Annotated in this window: 21 protein-coding genes; 13 read left to right on the top strand and 8 right to left on the bottom strand. The window is 49.9% G+C overall.

The features are described 5' to 3' along the window. Positions 1 to 55: 55 nt before the first annotated feature. Genes BZG77_RS09990 through crr form a run of 3 tightly spaced genes read left to right on the top strand, consistent with a single transcriptional unit; the run spans position 56 to position 2,640 of the window. Positions 56 to 313, top strand: coding sequence for an HPr family phosphocarrier protein (locus BZG77_RS09990; protein ID WP_077647127.1), 258 nt, complete (start codon positions 56 to 58; stop codon positions 311 to 313). 50 nt (positions 314 to 363) lie between these two features. Beyond that, positions 364 to 2,091 (top strand): phosphoenolpyruvate-protein phosphotransferase PtsI, encoded by a 1,728-nt coding sequence (gene ptsI, locus BZG77_RS09985; RefSeq protein WP_077647126.1) that lies wholly within the window; start codon positions 364 to 366, stop codon positions 2,089 to 2,091. A gap of 39 nt (positions 2,092 to 2,130) precedes the next feature. Then, complete coding sequence (gene crr, locus BZG77_RS09980; RefSeq protein ID WP_025744475.1) at positions 2,131 to 2,640, top strand: PTS glucose transporter subunit IIA; 510 nt, start codon at positions 2,131 to 2,133, stop codon at positions 2,638 to 2,640. A gap of 48 nt (positions 2,641 to 2,688) precedes the next feature. On the opposite strand, the gene BZG77_RS09975 is transcribed toward crr, so the two are convergent. Continuing rightward, positions 2,689 to 3,159 (bottom strand): DUF2919 family protein, encoded by a 471-nt coding sequence (locus BZG77_RS09975; protein WP_077647125.1) that lies wholly within the window; start codon positions 3,157 to 3,159, stop codon positions 2,689 to 2,691. A gap of 121 nt (positions 3,160 to 3,280) precedes the next feature. Here BZG77_RS09975 and BZG77_RS09970 point away from each other — a divergent pair, with 121 nt between their 5' ends. After that, entirely contained in the window at positions 3,281 to 3,646 is a 366-nt protein-coding gene (locus tag BZG77_RS09970) for a DUF2956 domain-containing protein (protein WP_077647124.1), read from the top strand. A gap of 65 nt (positions 3,647 to 3,711) precedes the next feature. Then, entirely contained in the window at positions 3,712 to 4,080 is a 369-nt protein-coding gene (locus BZG77_RS09965) for a DUF1499 domain-containing protein (protein WP_158011434.1), read from the top strand. A gap of 8 nt (positions 4,081 to 4,088) precedes the next feature. On the opposite strand, the gene BZG77_RS09960 is transcribed toward BZG77_RS09965, so the two are convergent. Continuing rightward, complete coding sequence (locus BZG77_RS09960; RefSeq protein WP_077461603.1) at positions 4,089 to 4,367, bottom strand: winged helix-turn-helix domain-containing protein; 279 nt, start codon at positions 4,365 to 4,367, stop codon at positions 4,089 to 4,091. A 224-nt stretch (positions 4,368 to 4,591) separates the two neighbouring features. On the opposite strand from BZG77_RS09960, the gene BZG77_RS09955 reads away from it, so the two are divergent. The 4 genes from BZG77_RS09955 to BZG77_RS09940 are packed head-to-tail and all read left to right on the top strand — an operon-like array spanning position 4,592 to position 6,997. After that, a complete protein-coding gene (locus BZG77_RS09955; protein WP_077647122.1) occupies positions 4,592 to 4,936 on the top strand; it encodes an ArsC family reductase in 345 nt (114 codons plus the stop codon). A 38-nt stretch (positions 4,937 to 4,974) separates the two neighbouring features. After that, positions 4,975 to 6,108, top strand: coding sequence for a succinyl-diaminopimelate desuccinylase (gene dapE / locus BZG77_RS09950; RefSeq protein ID WP_077647121.1), 1,134 nt, complete (start codon positions 4,975 to 4,977; stop codon positions 6,106 to 6,108). Next, positions 6,105 to 6,803 carry a M15 family metallopeptidase gene (locus BZG77_RS09945; RefSeq protein WP_241844141.1) on the top strand — a complete coding sequence of 233 codons (699 nt, stop codon included), beginning with the start codon at positions 6,105 to 6,107 and terminating at the stop codon, positions 6,801 to 6,803. The genes dapE and BZG77_RS09945 overlap by 4 nt, the downstream gene beginning before the upstream one ends. Continuing rightward, positions 6,791 to 6,997, top strand: coding sequence for a DUF2897 family protein (locus BZG77_RS09940; RefSeq protein WP_077647120.1), 207 nt, complete (start codon positions 6,791 to 6,793; stop codon positions 6,995 to 6,997). Before BZG77_RS09945 ends, BZG77_RS09940 begins: the two co-directional genes overlap by 13 nt. An 83-nt stretch (positions 6,998 to 7,080) precedes the next feature. Here the strand turns inward: BZG77_RS09940 and purC are convergent, their stop codons facing one another. Genes purC through dapA form a run of 3 tightly spaced genes read right to left on the bottom strand, consistent with a single transcriptional unit; the run spans position 7,081 to position 9,780 of the window. After that, on the bottom strand, positions 7,081 to 7,794 hold the full coding sequence (gene purC, locus BZG77_RS09935) for a phosphoribosylaminoimidazolesuccinocarboxamide synthase (protein ID WP_077647119.1): 714 nt from the start codon (positions 7,792 to 7,794) through the stop codon (positions 7,081 to 7,083). A 60-nt stretch (positions 7,795 to 7,854) separates the two neighbouring features. Further along, positions 7,855 to 8,886 carry an outer membrane protein assembly factor BamC gene (gene bamC, locus BZG77_RS09930; protein WP_077647118.1) on the bottom strand — a complete coding sequence of 344 codons (1,032 nt, stop codon included), beginning with the start codon at positions 8,884 to 8,886 and terminating at the stop codon, positions 7,855 to 7,857. Between the two features lie 15 nt (positions 8,887 to 8,901). Next, on the bottom strand, positions 8,902 to 9,780 hold the full coding sequence (gene dapA / locus BZG77_RS09925) for a 4-hydroxy-tetrahydrodipicolinate synthase (RefSeq protein ID WP_025744469.1): 879 nt from the start codon (positions 9,778 to 9,780) through the stop codon (positions 8,902 to 8,904). A 267-nt stretch (positions 9,781 to 10,047) separates the two neighbouring features. On the opposite strand from dapA, the gene bcp reads away from it, so the two are divergent. Next, positions 10,048 to 10,518 carry a thioredoxin-dependent thiol peroxidase gene (gene bcp, locus BZG77_RS09920; RefSeq protein WP_077647117.1) on the top strand — a complete coding sequence of 157 codons (471 nt, stop codon included), beginning with the start codon at positions 10,048 to 10,050 and terminating at the stop codon, positions 10,516 to 10,518. Between the two features lie 80 nt (positions 10,519 to 10,598). Here bcp and BZG77_RS09915 read toward each other — a convergent pair whose 3' ends face one another. The 3 genes from BZG77_RS09915 to BZG77_RS09905 all read right to left on the bottom strand — a co-directional run bounded on the left by BZG77_RS09915 (position 10,599) and on the right by BZG77_RS09905 (position 13,450). Beyond that, a complete protein-coding gene (locus BZG77_RS09915; protein ID WP_025744468.1) occupies positions 10,599 to 12,053 on the bottom strand; it encodes an FAD-dependent oxidoreductase in 1,455 nt (484 codons plus the stop codon). 88 nt (positions 12,054 to 12,141) lie between these two features. Beyond that, complete coding sequence (locus BZG77_RS09910) at positions 12,142 to 13,221, bottom strand: AI-2E family transporter (protein WP_077647116.1); 1,080 nt, start codon at positions 13,219 to 13,221, stop codon at positions 12,142 to 12,144. A 10-nt stretch (positions 13,222 to 13,231) separates the two neighbouring features. After that, complete coding sequence (locus BZG77_RS09905) at positions 13,232 to 13,450, bottom strand: sulfurtransferase TusA family protein (RefSeq protein ID WP_025744467.1); 219 nt, start codon at positions 13,448 to 13,450, stop codon at positions 13,232 to 13,234. Between the two features lie 128 nt (positions 13,451 to 13,578). Here BZG77_RS09905 and BZG77_RS09900 point away from each other — a divergent pair, with 128 nt between their 5' ends. From BZG77_RS09900 to wrbA, 3 genes are read left to right on the top strand one after another with little or no spacing between them, the layout of a single operon-like run. After that, positions 13,579 to 15,078 (top strand): beta-barrel assembly-enhancing protease, encoded by a 1,500-nt coding sequence (locus BZG77_RS09900; protein ID WP_077647115.1) that lies wholly within the window; start codon positions 13,579 to 13,581, stop codon positions 15,076 to 15,078. A 24-nt stretch (positions 15,079 to 15,102) separates the two neighbouring features. Then, positions 15,103 to 15,459, top strand: coding sequence for an arsenate reductase (glutaredoxin) (arsC, locus tag BZG77_RS09895; RefSeq protein WP_077647114.1), 357 nt, complete (start codon positions 15,103 to 15,105; stop codon positions 15,457 to 15,459). Then, a complete protein-coding gene (wrbA, locus tag BZG77_RS09890) occupies positions 15,456 to 16,061 on the top strand; it encodes an NAD(P)H:quinone oxidoreductase (protein ID WP_077647113.1) in 606 nt (201 codons plus the stop codon). Before arsC ends, wrbA begins: the two co-directional genes overlap by 4 nt. The last annotated feature ends 19 nt before the right edge of the window (positions 16,062 to 16,080 follow it).

Raw genomic sequence — 16,080 nt, 5'->3', positions numbered from 1 at the left:
AGCTAATCTTATATTTAATACATAGATTTAAAAAAATACAGAAACGGGGTGAATCATGTATCAGAAGCAAGTTGAAATTAGTGCAGAAAACGGCCTACACACTCGTCCAGCGGCGCAGTTCGTCAAAGAAGCAAAAAGCTATGACGCTGACATCACTGTTGAGTCAAACGGTAAGAGCGCGAGCGCGAAAAGCCTATTTAAACTGCAAACCCTTGGCTTGACCAAAGGCACCAAGGTGACTATCTCTGCTGAAGGTGCGCAAGCACAACAAGCCGTTGATCACCTGGTAAAACTGATGGGCGAGCTGGAGTAATCCGGCTCTTTTTCTATCGGTTTTAAGTTGGATAAACGTAAGGTAAAGCTATGATTTCAGGCATCCTGGCATCACCTGGTATTGCTTTTGGTAAAGCACTGCTGTTGCAAGAAGAAGACGTTGTCATCAATAAAGATAAGATTGATGCGTCTCAAATTGAAAAAGAAATTCAGCGCGTATTGGATGCTCGCGAACAGTCTAAGACGCAACTCGAAGCGATCAAAGACAAAGCAAGGGAAACCTTCGGCGAAGAGAAAGAAGCGATCTTCGAAGGTCACATCATGCTGCTAGAAGATGAAGAGCTGGAAGACGAGATTGTCAGCTTCATCAAATCTAACCATGCCACTGCAGATCATGCGATTTACGCTGTGATTGAAGAGCAGGCGGTGACGCTTGAATCTCTGGATGATGATTATCTGAAAGAGCGTGCGGCAGATATCCGTGATATTGGTTCTCGTTTTGTTAAAAACGCACTCGGCATCAACATGGTGTCTCTGAGCGCGATCAACGAAGAAGTGATCCTGGTTGCGAATGATCTGACGCCTTCAGAAACAGCACAGGTTGACCTGAATTATGTGCTCGGTTTTATCACCGATATCGGTGGTCGCACCTCGCACTCGTCGATCATGGCACGCTCGTTAGAGCTTCCAGCGATTGTGGGCACTAACAATGCCACCGCCAATGTTAAAAACGGTGACATGTTGGTGCTTGATGCGATTAACAACCAAATTGTCGTTAATCCTTCTGACGACGAGCTCAACAAGTTTAAAGCGATTCGTGATCAACACATCGCGGAAAAAGCCGAGCTCGCGAAGCTCAAAGACTTGCCTGCTATCACATTAGACGGCCACCACGTCGAAGTGTGCGGCAACGTGGGCACAGTAAAAGACTGTGACGGTGTGAACCGTAACGGTGGTGAAGGTGTGGGTCTTTATCGCACTGAGTTCTTGTTCATGGACCGTGACTCGCTCCCCACTGAAGAAGAGCAATATCAAGCGTATAAGGCGGTCGCAAAAGCGATTGATGGTCACCCAGTGATCATTCGCACCATGGACATTGGCGGTGACAAAGATCTGCCTTATATGGATCTGCCTGAAGAAATGAACCCATTCTTGGGCTGGCGAGCCGTCCGTATCAGTCTTGACCGTCGCGAAATTCTCCGCGATCAGCTACGTGCGATTCTACGCGCATCGGCACACGGTAAAATTCGTGTCATGTTCCCGATGATTATTTCTGTCGAAGAAATCCGCGAGCTAAAAGAAGCGATTGAAACCTACAAAGCAGAGCTACGCCAAGAAGGCCTCGACTTTGATGCTGATCTTGAAATCGGCGTAATGGTTGAGACACCGGCCGCGGCTGCAATCGCTCACCACCTCGCGAAAGAAGTGGAATTTTTCAGCATCGGCACTAACGATTTGACCCAATACACCTTAGCGGTCGATCGTGGTAATGAGCTTATTTCGCACCTGTACAATCCACTGTCTCCTGCAGTACTAACGGTTATCAAGCAAGTGATTGATGCCTCACATGCTGAAGGAAAATGGACGGGGATGTGCGGAGAGCTTGCAGGTGATGAGAAAGCAACGTTACTATTGATGGGAATGGGTTTGGATGAGTTCAGCATGAGTGCCATTTCTATCCCTCGCATCAAGAAGATTATCCGTAATGCCAACTTTGCTGATGTGAAAGCGATGGCCGACACAGCGCTCACTTTGCCAACTGCGGCAGAAATCGAGGCCTATGTCGAAAAATTTATTGCGGAAAAAACCGCTTGCTAATATACAATCAGCAAAGAATTACTGCTTAGGAGCAACACTATGGGTCTGTTCGACAAACTGAAGAAGTTGGTGTCTGAAGACAGCAACGACGCTAGTGCTATTGAAATTATCGCCCCATTGTCGGGTGAGATCGTCAACATCGAAGACGTGCCTGACGTTGTGTTTGCTGAGAAAATCGTCGGTGATGGTGTTGCGATTAAGCCATCTGGTGACAAAATGGTAGCGCCAGTAAACGGCACTATCGGTAAGATTTTCGAAACCAACCACGCTTTCTCAATTGAGTCAGACGATGGCGTCGAGCTTTTTGTTCACTTTGGTATCGACACCGTCGAGCTGAAAGGCGAAGGCTTCAAGCGCATTGCCGAAGAAGGTCAAACGGTTAAAGCCGGTGATACCGTGATTGAATTTGATTTAGCGACACTCGAAGAGAAAGCGAAATCAACACTGACACCTGTTGTGATCTCGAATATGGATGAGATCAAAGAGTTGACCAAACTATCAGGTGCCGTCACTGTGGGTGAAACCCCAGTATTACGTGTCACCAAGTAATAAACCGTCTCTGGTTTAGACAAACGCAGCTAATTGGCTGCGTTTTTTTTAAGCCATCGCTCGGCCATCATTCGTAAACTGAAAAAAGAAGCGTTTGACGCGTCGGCTTCTTGCCCAATAAAGGCTTGCCCAAGCTAGCCAAAGGCCGTGTAAAGCAAGCAGCCAATCAAACTGCCCCCCAGTGACGATGAACGTTTGCCAGACTTGATAAGCTTCCCATAGCCATAATAGCCAAACCCACCAATAGCCAATGTGCCAGTGTTGTCTTAGCCATTCAGGCGCTCTGTCGCAGTTACCGACCAATAACAACAACCCGAGCGGCACCACGCCAATTGCCAAGCTTATATAAAACGCCGATAACTCAGGATAAACCAGCGCGAGCAACTCACTCCCCTGCTCTCGACTCACGCCAGCCATTGCCAATAGCCACCACGCGCGGCTTAATAACAGTAGACACAACACGGCAATCTGCGGTGCCTTGATATACCCTTTGTCGTCGAAGTGATGAAATGTATCCATAAGCTTATTGATTGAGAAGTCACATATTTACCATGGCGACATGCAATAAAAACTGCAAGCCTAAAAGTAAAATTTGTTATCCTTGGGTGGAGTTATTTATTAAGCGTTACATGGAGCCCTTATGGCCAAAGCCAAAGCCAACGCGACGATTTCGCCAGAAACGCAACAAGACGCCATGCGCGTTGCGAAAGCCACGCAAAAACCGGGACAAACAAAAGCGCAGACCAAACTGATTGCACAAGGGATTGAAAAAGGGATTGCCCAATATAAAAAGGAACAAAAAGCAAAAGCACGCGAGCAGGATAAAGCACGAAAAAAACAACAAAATAAACCATCAAGCGCCGCGCCTGTGAAAACATCTCAAGCCCCAGTCGATGACTCCAGCCCCGCTGAACCAGGGTTGGATAAAAGCTACAGCAGTCTCCCATGGCTTTTACTTGTGGTAAGCTGGATAGGGTTCATTGGCTATATCTTGGTGAGGGCGTAATGTGGAAGCGACTGATAACGGTTATAGGGTTCATCACTTTGGTTGGCTGCAGCAAAGGAGAAACGATGGCTAAACATCCGCCAGTGACGGCCTGTGGCGATAGTCCCAACTGTGTGTCTACGGCAGATACCCGAGAAAAATTCCAGCTGGCACCGCTTGATATCGCCAACGACAACGTGGCGTTTTCAGCCATTGTCGCGCATATCGCCGCCATGCCGCGTGCTGAGGTCGTCACCTCGCAAGATAATTACGCACACTTACGCTTTACCACTAAGGTGCTGCGCTTTGTGGATGATGTTGAAGTCTCGCTTGAGGGCAACCAGATCGCCCTTCGCTCCGCATCTCGGATTGGCTACTATGACTTTGGCGCCAACCGTCAACGTGCCGAGGTCATTCGCCAACGTTTAACCGACGCTGAGCTTATCACGCCTTAAGCGAGCAGCTAGTTGATATAAGAGCGAATATCGCGCTTTTTATCTTCGACCCAATCACGGCGGAACGGTCCCCAGTCTTTAAGCTGGTAGTAACCATCGTTATGACGCTTTCCATCTTGGATAAAAGTCATATCGATACCGAGCCCAGACAGTGATTTCAATACATCTTGGATCGTACGACGGGGCCAGCCTGTCGCCTCGATAAGGCGTGGCACATTTGGGCGTTCCATTTCTTCTACCAACACGGCAAGATAGAGACGCCGGGCGAATACCGGGTTTAGTTCCATATGAACCTCCAACAGTTACGAATGTTCCCATTATTCATGCTGCCTGCGAAGAGGCTTTGCGTTTGATCAAAAGGCCATCAAATCGACGTGCTGCAGGCTCATTTAGTGGCACATTTCACACGCTTCATCCCTTATCGCATCGCCAAACGGCCCCTTCCCCACTATTGCGTTCGATGTTGAGCGATGTCACTCTTAATTGTCCGTAAATAATGATGATAACGACCATGACAACTGTATTTGGCATTAAAAACTGCGATACCCTAAAAAAAGCCCTTAAATGGTTGGATAACCAAGGCATTAACTATCAGTATCACGATTACCGCAAGACGGGGTTAGATGCCGAGATGTTACAGACCTTTGTTGCCGAATTAGGGTGGGAGCCTTTGATTAACAAGCGTGGCACCACTTATCGCCAGCTAAGTGACGAACAAAAAGCCAGTTTAGACCAACCCCGTGCGATTGCGATCATGTTAGACAATCCAGCGATCATTAAACGCCCTTTACTCGTACACGAAGGGGAGTACTATCTTGGCTTTAAAGAGAGCCAATACGCTGAGATTTTCGCGTAATGTAAGTACTTATTTACTGTTGCTGTAAGGAAACTCCAATGACTGATACTGCTACGCTGGCTTTGGCAAAAGACTTGATCAATCGTGAGTCGGTCACACCGGAAGACGCGGGTTGCCAAGCTCAAATGATTGCTCGATTAGAAGCCCTGGGCTTTACGATTGAAACCATGGTGTTTGACGATACCACCAACCTTTGGGCGCGACGGGGCACTGATGGGCCGCTCTTTACGTTTGCGGGCCACACCGATGTCGTCCCCGCTGGCCCGCGCGATCAATGGCATACGCCGCCATTTGAAGCCACTGTCATTGACGATCACCTTCATGGACGTGGCGCCGCGGACATGAAGGGCTCACTCGCCGCCATGGTTGTGGCTGTTGAGCGCTTTATTGCCGAGCATCCAGACCACTCGGGTTCACTCGCGTTTCTGATCACGTCGGATGAAGAAGGACCCTTTATTAATGGCACCACCCGTGTCGTCGATACGCTGATGGCTCGAAATGAGAAAATCGACATGTGTATTGTCGGTGAACCCTCAAGCACGAATCACGTCGGTGATGTGGTCAAAAACGGTCGTCGCGGATCCATCACTGGCGATTTGTACGTTAAAGGAGTACAAGGCCATGTCGCCTATCCGCACCTTGCAAGTAATCCTGTCCATCAGGCCATGCCAGCGCTAACAGAGTTAGTGCAAACAGTGTGGGATAATGGCAATGCTTTTTTTCCACCGACAAGCTTTCAAATCCCAAATATTGAGGCAGGCACCGGCGCAGCCAATGTGGTCCCGGGTGAGTGTCATGCGCAATTTAACTTCCGCTTTAGTACCGAGCTAGATAGTGAAACCATCAAACAGCGAGTTTATTCTATTTTGGACGCGCACGGGCTCGACTACACCTTAGAATGGACCCACAGTGGTGACCCGTTTTTGACCGATGAAGGTACCTTGCTTGATGCAGTTGTGGCCGCGATTGAAGAGGTGAATCATCAAACGCCGCAATTACTGACAACCGGTGGCACCTCCGATGGTCGTTTTATTGCCCAGATGGGCGCTCAAGTGATTGAGCTGGGTCCGGTCAATGCCACGATTCATAAGGTCAATGAGTGTGTGAGTATTCCTGACTTGGAAAAGCTGACCGACATGTACCAAAAAGTGCTGGAAAAGGCGCTACCGTGAGCCTACGCGCAGCACAGTTGATTGGGCAAGACTCTTCAGCCCTTCAACCAATGAACGCGCAACCAGGGGCGCCCTGTTTGCATCAGGATGTGTTATCTGACGTCGCCGCCTTACAACAGGCGGCGAGTCGTGCTGGGTTCGCGTTGAGAGTCGCCAGTGGTTATCGCGCTTTTGAACGTCAGTTGGCGATCTGGAATGGTAAATTTAACGGCGATCTGCCTGTCCTTGATGCTCACAGCCAACCTATGGATATAACCCGCTTATCAGACAAGGAACGGGTGCACGCGATCTTACGCTGGTCGGCGTTACCCGGCGCCAGTCGACATCATTGGGGAACAGACATAGATGTGTACGATAAGCAGTCTCTTATCCCTGATCAGCCGCTGGCTTTAACCCCACCCGAATACGACAGTGGCCCGCAAGCGGCCTTTTCCTCTTGGCTATATGCCAATGTATCAGCATTTGGTTTCTTTCTTCCTTATGCGAGATACCAAGGCGGGGTTGCCAGAGAGCCATGGCATATCAGCCATATTGCCACCAGTGCGTCAATGTTATCCGCTTTCTCTCAGGATATGCTCGCGGCTGCGATCACCCATGCGCCGATTTGTGGGAAAGACGCTATCCTCGGCCAATTAGATTGGATATATTCAACTTACGTCACCAACTTATGCGAGGTGGAAAGATGGAATGGCTAACCAATCCTTATGTGATTATTACCATTGTGGTCGCCGTGGTCGTGAGTAACATCATGGCGCTCAAATATACCGCCAACGCCAAGTTTGGGCTTAAATACAAAGACAAGCCTGATAAGCATCAACGTTCAGCGTCTGACGATGACGCAAACGATAACACCGACCTCCCCACTGATGAGAACGACGATAAAAAATAGCGCCATATCCATGGCGCTATTTTATTTACACGGTGCTATTGTCTTCACACGCGACGCAATCGTTTGCTTTTTAAGCCAAAAAATTATAGGGCTAAGCCGATACGCTTTGCTACTTCGATATAAGCTTCTACCACACCACCTAGACCTTGGCGGAAGCGATCTTTATCCAATTTTTCTCGCGTGTTGGCATCCCACAAACGACAGCCATCTGGGCTAAACTCATCGCCAAGGACAATATTACCGTTGACGTCGACGCCAAACTCCAGCTTGTAGTCCACCAGCAATAAGTCACCCTCAGCAAACAGCGCCTTAAGCACATCGTTAACCTGACACGTCAGCGACTTCATGGTCGCTAATTGGGCTTGGCTCGCGAACCCTAAGGACTCACACAGTGATTCATTGACCATAGGATCATGCAGCGCATCGTTTTTTAAAAACAACTCAAAAGTAGGTGGAGTGAGTGCTGTGCCCTCTTCTACGCCCAGTCGGCGACAAAGTGAGCCCGCGGCAATGTTTCTTACCACACACTCAACCGGGATCATATCGAGCTTTTTCACCACGCACTCGGTATCGGACAACAGTTGGTCCATTTGGGTGGGAATACCTGCCTGCTCAAGCTTTTGCATGATAAAGTGATTGAACTTGTTATTCACTTCACCTTTTCGCTCAAGTTGCTCAACACGCTCACCATCAAACGCAGAGGTGTCATTGCGAAAGTGCAGAACAAAGCGGTTTTCATCATCGGTTGCATAAACAGATTTTGCCTTACCGCGATACAACTCAGCACGTTTTTCCATTACCTATTCTCTCCATTAGGCGCTAAAAAATAAGGGACGCTGTCTGGCGTCCCTATAAGATTACTGCGATGTAGCCTGGCGAAGCTGCGCAATGGCCGCTTTCAGCGCTGGGCTAAGCGCTTCTAACGTTGCTTTTTTAACCGGCTTTCCATCACTGTCGGTCACATTGATTGAGGTGCGGTTGCCTAAATCCCCTAACAATAGTGTGTAGCTATTGTCCGGCAGCGAGATAGGTTCAACCCCAAGGGCTTGCCAACGCTCATCATTCGGCGCAACGTGACGCGTTTTCACCGTACCTTGCGATTGGTTGCGGCTTTCTACCGTAAATCCGAGCGGTTTAATCATCTCAGGAAGTTTTTCCCATACGACATCATACGGAGCACGCGCAATAATCACTGGCAAGCCACTTCGATCAGTACCAAAACTCATCGGAATATCTGACTGACGTTGCGTAGCTAAACGGCGCGCCTCTGCACGTAATGCTGCATCATGGCTCACCGTAATCAGATTGGTCATTAAGGTGTTATAGCGTTCCTGCTCTGCCGGCGTCAAAGGTTCATCACTGGCCTTGGCGCGTGAATCAATCATATTGACGCCCAGTGCAAATCGCCGCCCTTGTTCGAGTCGTGATAGGCGGAACCGAGCCTGATGAGCACTGCCTTCTTTTTCCCAAGCGATCCAGCCGGTGTCAATTTGATCTGCGGCTTGTGTCTCAACAGGAATGGTCTTATCGTTCGCCAGACGTTCAACGGTTTCCCATAATTGGGTAAGCTGCTGCTCATTGGCAACCGCGACGGTTATTCCACGACTGTCACGCTCAATACGCGCCCCTGGCACTAAATCAAGCACTTGACGCGGCGGACGAATGTCGACATTTTTGCCGATTTCGCCCTTAAAGTCTTGCTCAGGGATCTGATAATTGGTGGAAAAGTAAGGCGCTTGATCCGGCAAGGTTTGCCACTGCGACAGCGGGGTCGTTTGCAAGTAGCTAAAATCATCTTTGGCTTGACGGCGTTGCTCGGCGCCACCACTACAGGCCACCAGTCCGGTGACCATGATGGCACAAAGGCCGAGCTTAAATACTGGTTTCATTGACACTCCAACGGCTTAAACAACACCCGCAACCTGCATGGCCTCTCGGACATCGGGACGCAAATGCTCGCTTAATTCGGTTAATGGCAGACGAAGATGGCCATCCGCAATCAATCCCATTTCTCGGACTGCCCACTTCACAGGGATCGGATTGGCTTCGTCAAAAAGGTGACGATGTAAAGGGATCAGCGTCTCGTTGATTGCATGCGCTTGGTCTGCTTCACCGGCGCGCGCCAATTGAATCATTTTGGCCATTGCCGCAGCGGCAACATTGTTAGTGACCGAAATCACGCCATGTCCACCAGCAAGGACAAAATCTAGCCCTGTTAAATCATCACCACTAAATAAGAGGAAGTCATCGCCACAAAGTTCCCGATGAATGGCGACACGACTGACATCGGCAGTGGCATCTTTTAGGCCGATAATATTGTCAAAGGTCGCTAAGCGCGCCACCGTTTCAGGCTGAATATCTACGGCAGTACGACCGGGGACATTATAGAGAATCTGAGGTAAGTCGGTCGCTTCGGCAATGGCTTTATAATGCTGGAATAAGCCTTCTTGCGTCGGCTTGTTATAATAAGGGGTCACACTCAAACAAGCGGCTACGCCCGACCCGGCAAACATTTTACTGAAAGTGATCGCTTCGTGGGTGGCATTTGCTCCCGTACCTGCAATGACGGGAATCCGCCCATCCGCGAACTCCAAGGTCTTTAGGACCACTTTAATGTGCTCATCCACGGTTACTGTCGACGACTCACCCGTTGTGCCAACTGCGACAATCGCATCTGTGCCCGCTTGGATATGAAACTCGACCAGTTTTTTCAGGCTAACGTAATCCACCTCGCCATGTGCATCCATTGGTGTGACGAGCGCCACTATGCTTCCAGAAACCATGTTCGTCTCCCTTATTGGTGATGCTTGCAATGTTACTTTTGGCGCTGGGTAAACACAAGAATAACCCTGCGCGCTGGCGTGTCTTATTCGACATTTCTTACCGCTACATTCAAGTTTGAGATTTTATCATTGAATCAGCGTCTCGTTAGCGTCAATAAAAGGTCAAACACTGTCAAGAGCGTGATCGTAATATCAAAAACTTGCGTAATCTCGAACACCCTCTATCATCGTGAATTCGGTTTACCGACAAAAAAGGAAACGCAGCGCATGCAAACATTAACGGAAGGCGCTCAAGCGCCTGATTTTTCATTGCAAGATCAAAATGGCGACACCGTCACGCTTAGCCAGTTTCAAGGCGAAAAACGCGTCCTCGTGTATTTTTACCCCAAAGCAATGACACCAGGCTGCACCACACAAGCCTGCTCTTTGCGTGATACTAAGGCCGAGCTCGACGCGCTGGATACCGTGGTGTTAGGTATCAGCCCGGATCCCGTCAAAAAGATCGCCCGCTTTGTCGCGCGCGATGAACTCAATTTCACCCTACTGAGCGACGAAGATCATGCGGTTGCGGATGCATTTGGCGTCTGGGGACCCAAGAAGTTCATGGGGAAAGAATATGACGGCATTCATCGCCTCAGCTTTTTGGTCGGCAAAGATGGCAAAATTGAACATGTGTTCAATAAGTTTAAGACCAAAGATCATCACCAAGTGGTATTGGACTTCCTGAACCAAGCCTAGGACGGCGCCTTATCCTGCCTGTTAACAAAAAAGCGCACGATGAATCGTGCGCTTTTTTCAAACGATGACCATGGGTTCACTTAGCCCACAGGCTTTGCCAATGCTTCTGGATAACCACGCTGTACCGCAAATTCACACGCAGCGCTGACAATCTTAGCGGTCGACGGGCGCGTCATGACGTAATGAGAGGTTGGCGAAATCCAGCCGGCATCTTCAAATTGCGTCAGGACTTTGTTTATCGCCGTCAGCGCCGAGGAGGCTTTCACGATTTCCATCCGCGCGTAGCGCTCACCATCGAAAGATACATCCGACGCCCGCAGCGACGGGTCCTCACCGGGAATTTGTTGCGCGCCACACAAGGGTTTTCCTCCGACTTCGGCCTGCTTAAATTCAGGCAGCCATTGAGCAAAATGTTCGATGGCACGGTCCGTGCGCTGGCACACTTGATCCCAGTCCCAACCTTGATCGATGTTTTTAACATAGCGCGCGTCGACATTCGGTTGCGCCGATTGCACTGAACTTTTCACCAAGCCACGCTCAAAGAGGGTCACGTCTTGCGTCATGCCGTGCAGTTGAAAGAAACCATCAGGATAAGGCGTCAGTTGTGCCATACCTTGTGGCGTGCCTCGCTGGCCATGAACAATAATTTCTGGCCATTGGTACGCCGTCGACGTCCAGTGGGCGACGTACGCTGCCTTGTACTCAACCAGACGCTGACGCCCGAAGCCCGCCATATCATCAATGGTCCCGGTGCGAAACCCCGCCGCATTAATCAGATAGTCAACCTCGGTGGTGTGCGATTGGCCTGCCTTATCTTGATATGTCACTTGCCAACCCGACGCTGTCTGCTGCGTATCCACGACCTTATGATTAAAGTTGAGTTGGCAATGCGGTACGTCGGCAAGCGTCAATTGCGCTTCAGCGGCGAGGCGAAATACACTCAGCCCGTATTCTTGCACCAATACCAACGGATACTTCATCGCACTGAGATCCAGTGACTGCGCAACCGGCCACATCCACTGATCAGCCGAATCGGTTATACTGCGATAATCTTTTGCTTTCAGCGCTTCAAGGTCTGATTGCTGATACAGGCGGAAATAATCAGCAGGTTCGCCCATCACTTTGTTGGCGCTATCAAGCTCGACCAATTGCGCATAACGCTCGCGCAAGGTTTCTAATCGAGCAATCACACTATCTAACGATCCTGGGTCTTGCTCTGGCACCGCCAACACCGTTGGGCGGCGATTTACAGAGTGCGGATACATGCGTACGGTCGCAACGGACTGGTCCAGTAAGGTTAAGCACTGATCGAGCGAGATTTCTCGATACAAATTGCCGCCCGCATGAAGATGACAGATAGGTGGGCCACTGACTAGCCCGGTTCCCGCTTCAAACACCTGGGTATCAATACCACGTTCAGCCAGTCGCATGGCCGCTGTCGTGCCCGCCACGCCGCCACCGATCACAGCGACGCGGAACCCCTCTAAATGCGTATGTTCTTGCCTGTTTTGTACCATGCCAACCCTGTTTTTCATTACTACTTCTGTGGGCCAAACTGATCACGGTAAAGCCTGTGCTCGTGCCGCTCAGCTCCTTTACTTAGGAGCCTGAAAACAAGATGGATCACTCTACGTCTTTTTTTGGATCATCATCGAGCTCAATTTCAGGCAATGCTTGCCATACCGCTTTCACTAACGTCGCCAATGGAATGGCAAAAAATACCCCCCAAAAGCCCCAGAGTCCACCGAAAACCAGTACGGCTATGATGAGTGCCACCGGGTGTAAATTGACCGCTTCCGAGAAAAGCACCGGCACAAGGACGTTACCGTCAAGGGTTTGAATCACGCCGTAAGCAATCATCACATACCAAAACCCGGGCTCAAGTCCCCATTGGAAAAGGGCCACGATCGCTATCGGCACCGTAACAATGGCCGCCCCGATATAGGGAACAAGGACAGAAAAGCCGGTGGCGACACTTAGCAACACGGCATAGCGGAGATCAAGTAACATGAAAGTCAGATAGCTGGTGATACCGACAATAATAATCTCGGTCACTTTCCCGCGAATGTAATTCGATATCTGTTGGTTCATCTCATGACCAACCCGAGAGGCAAGGCGGCGGTTACGCGGCAATAATCCTTTAAACATCGCCAACATTTGCGTTTTATCTTTCAGTAAGAAGAAAACCAAGAGCGGGACCAAAATCAAATAGACCGCTAGCGCCACGATGTTCACCAGCGATGATAACGATCCCCTCACCAAAGTTTCCCCGATACTGAGGACTTTAAACTGCAAGGTATCGACCAGTGTGTTCACCATATGCGGATTAATTAATCCTGGATACCGCTCGGGTAAGCTCATCATCAGCATCTGCATGTTATTAAACATGTTCGGCACATCGGCGACTAGGCTTACCCCTTGATTCCAAATCGTCGGTACCAAGCCAAACAACGCCATGAATGTGAAGCTGGCAAATAAGGCGATCACCACCAAAACCGATAATGTGCGAGGCAGCCCCAGTCGACTAAGACGATTGACCGGCCAATCGAGTAGATACGCCATGACAATGGCCACGAGTAAGGGCGCCAATAAGTTACCGAAAAAATAGATGGTGACAAAACCGACCAAAAGAATCAGCACTAGGCTGACCGCGTGTGGGTCGGAAAAGCGTCGCCGATACCAGCGATGTAACAATTCAAACATATCAGGCTCGTTATTGTTTTGTGACGTGTAAACGCGAGGCTGGCGTATCTAACCAAGCAATGGTAAATCCTTCACGAGTAAAATAGGTTGGAATATCGTTTTTCGCGCCTTGATCGCCCAGTAAAATCACTAACTGCTCGCCGGCACGCAACGACGCTGCTGCACGCTTGGCGAGTAGCAGGGCCATTGGGCAAACATGTGCTCGTAAATCAAGAGTTTGACATTCCATTCTGTCTCACCGGTCGGTATTATCGTTGGTATTGTAATGGACATTAGATAGAACGCCAACGAAACCCAGACAGGTTTTATCGGTCTGTACTTAAGTACACTTGCGTATTTTAAAAGGTAATGACACTTATGCCGCCACGTGCATCTTGCTTTTGGAGAGGAAAAACGGCTCGCCGCCTCGTCGCCTATGCGCTTGCAGGGACACTGGTCAGTGCGCCTGTGTCAGCAAACGTCGAGTCATATCAAAGTGACTTGCCTAACATTGGCACCGCTGCCGCGAGTACGCTGTCGGTGGCAAAAGAAAAAGAGTTTGGTGATGCTTATATGCGAATGCTACGAGCCAGCAAACCCATTATTGATGATCCTTTACTCAGTGAATATGTTAACGCCCTCGGGCATCGGTTAGTGGCGAACGCCAACGATGTCCGCACGCCCTTCCAGTTTATTTTGATTGATAATCAAGCGATCAATGCGTTTGCCTTTTTTGGCGGGTATATAGCCATGCATTCTGGGCTTTTCCTGCATGCCAAGACAGAAAGCGAACTGGCATCTGTGATGGCGCACGAAATCGCGCACGTAACCCAACGCCACCTTGCGCGCAGCATGGAAGCGCAGGCACAAACCTCGCCTCTGACGGTTGCCGCTTTAGTTGGCTCTTTAATGCTCGCGATTGCAGCGCCTGAAGCAGGCATTGCCGCAGCTCATGCAGCAACGGCGGGGAGTATGCAAAGCCAAATAAACTTTACCCGCCGTAACGAAGAAGAGGCCGACCGCATCGGAATTGAAACCCTCGCTCGCGCGGATTTCGATGTTGAGGCGATGCCACGCTTTTTCTCTCGGTTAGCCGATGAGTACCGCTACGCTAGTCAAATGCCGGAGTATTTCAGCACTCACCCATTACCCGCGTCTCGGATCACAGACTCACGCGCGCGTGCGCGCGAGTATCCTCAAAAAAGCGTGCCCGACTCTCCCGATTACCAACTCGCACGAGCGCGGATCGTTGCACGATATAGCGGTATCGCTGATCGTTCCGCCATGGACTGGTTTGAACGGCGTCACAAAGCAGCATCGCCAGCGGAAAAACATAGCCTTGATTACGGCATGGCACTGTTGGATATTGATGCAAAGCGCTATCAACAAGCGCGTGAGAAGCTGGCGCCCCTCATTAAAGCTCAACCCAATAATCGTTTTTATATTGACGCGATGACCGACTTAGAGATTGGCGAAAAGCAGTATGACAGCGCCTTATCCCGCCTGAACCAAGCCTTGAACCAGCAGCCTAACAATCGCGTATTGTTGCTTAATCACGCTTACACCTTGGTAAAAGCCAAGCGTGGCGGTGAAGCGATCAAGGCATTAGAGCGCTACACTCACCAGCATGCCGATGACAGCAACGGATGGTTTTTGTTACAACAAGCGTACGAAAGCACTGGCACACACCGTGACGGCGAATTAGCTGCTCAAGGAGAGCGCTACGCGCTGCGCGGTCAATGGAGCAAAGCCATTCGTAACTATACCCAAGCCGCTCAACTGGCTGAGTTAGGCAGCTTGGTACAAGCACGTTATGATGCACGTATCGATCAATTACGCCATCAGCAGGCACGCTTTAAAGCGCTCAGTGATCGTTAACTCAACTTAAAAAGGATAGATGTTGTGAGCCCCATTACTCTGTACCACAATCCACGTTGCTCAAAAAGTCGAGAAACCCTCAAGCTGCTTGAGTCAGAGGGCGTCACGCCGACAATCGTTAAATATTTAGAGACGCCATTATCTGCCGCTACGCTCCGTGAGTTAAAGCGACAGCTGGGCATGGCATCATTTCGCGACATGATGCGCACCAAAGAAGCGGATTACAAAGCGGCCAATTTGGGCGATGCTTCGGTAGAAGAAGCGCAATTGTTGGAGGCAATGGTTAATCACCCAAAACTGATTGAACGTCCCATTGCCGTTCAAGGCGACAAAGCGGTCATCGGCCGCCCACCCGAAAATGTATTGGTATTCGTTCAATGACACAAGTTCTCGTGCTTTATTACAGCCGTTCAGGTAATACACGTAAGCTTGCTCAACAAGTCGCACGCGGTATTGAAGCGCAAGGCGTTGAGGCGGTGTTGCGAACTGTGCCCGAGCTGCCTGCTTATGCCGATGGCAAAATACCGGACGTCTCGCCAAACGATCCCTTTGTCACCCGTCAGGATCTATTAGATTGCCATGGCCTCGCGCTCGGCAGTCCGGTACGTTTTGGCAATATGGCCGCGCCATTGAAGCAATTTATCGATAGTACCAGTGGCGAATGGTTATCGGGTGCCTTAATTGATAAACCTGCCGCGGTCTTTGGCGCCGGATCAATGCTTCATGGTGGCCAAGAAACCACGCTGCTCACGATGACCATCCCCTTACTTCATCATGGCATGATGTTAGTCGGTGTTCCACACAGCGAGCGTGCGCTTCATACAACGGAAGGCGGCGGTTCCCCTTACGGTGCATCCAGTATTGCGGAGCCACATCACCCTTTAATGGCCGACGAAAAGCAAATCGCAAAAACATTAGGCCAACGCTTGGCGCGTTTTGCCCACACTTTTCACCACCATCTAAGTAAAAGGATAGAATCGTGACAGATCATCGGCTCGCCTT

Origin of the sequence: Salinivibrio sp. IB643, assembly GCF_001996105.1 — a bacterium.
GTDB lineage: Bacteria > Pseudomonadota > Gammaproteobacteria > Enterobacterales > Vibrionaceae > Salinivibrio > Salinivibrio costicola.
The sequence above is the reverse complement of the archived record's forward strand: the minus strand, read 5'-3'. Positions and strand labels throughout refer to the sequence as shown.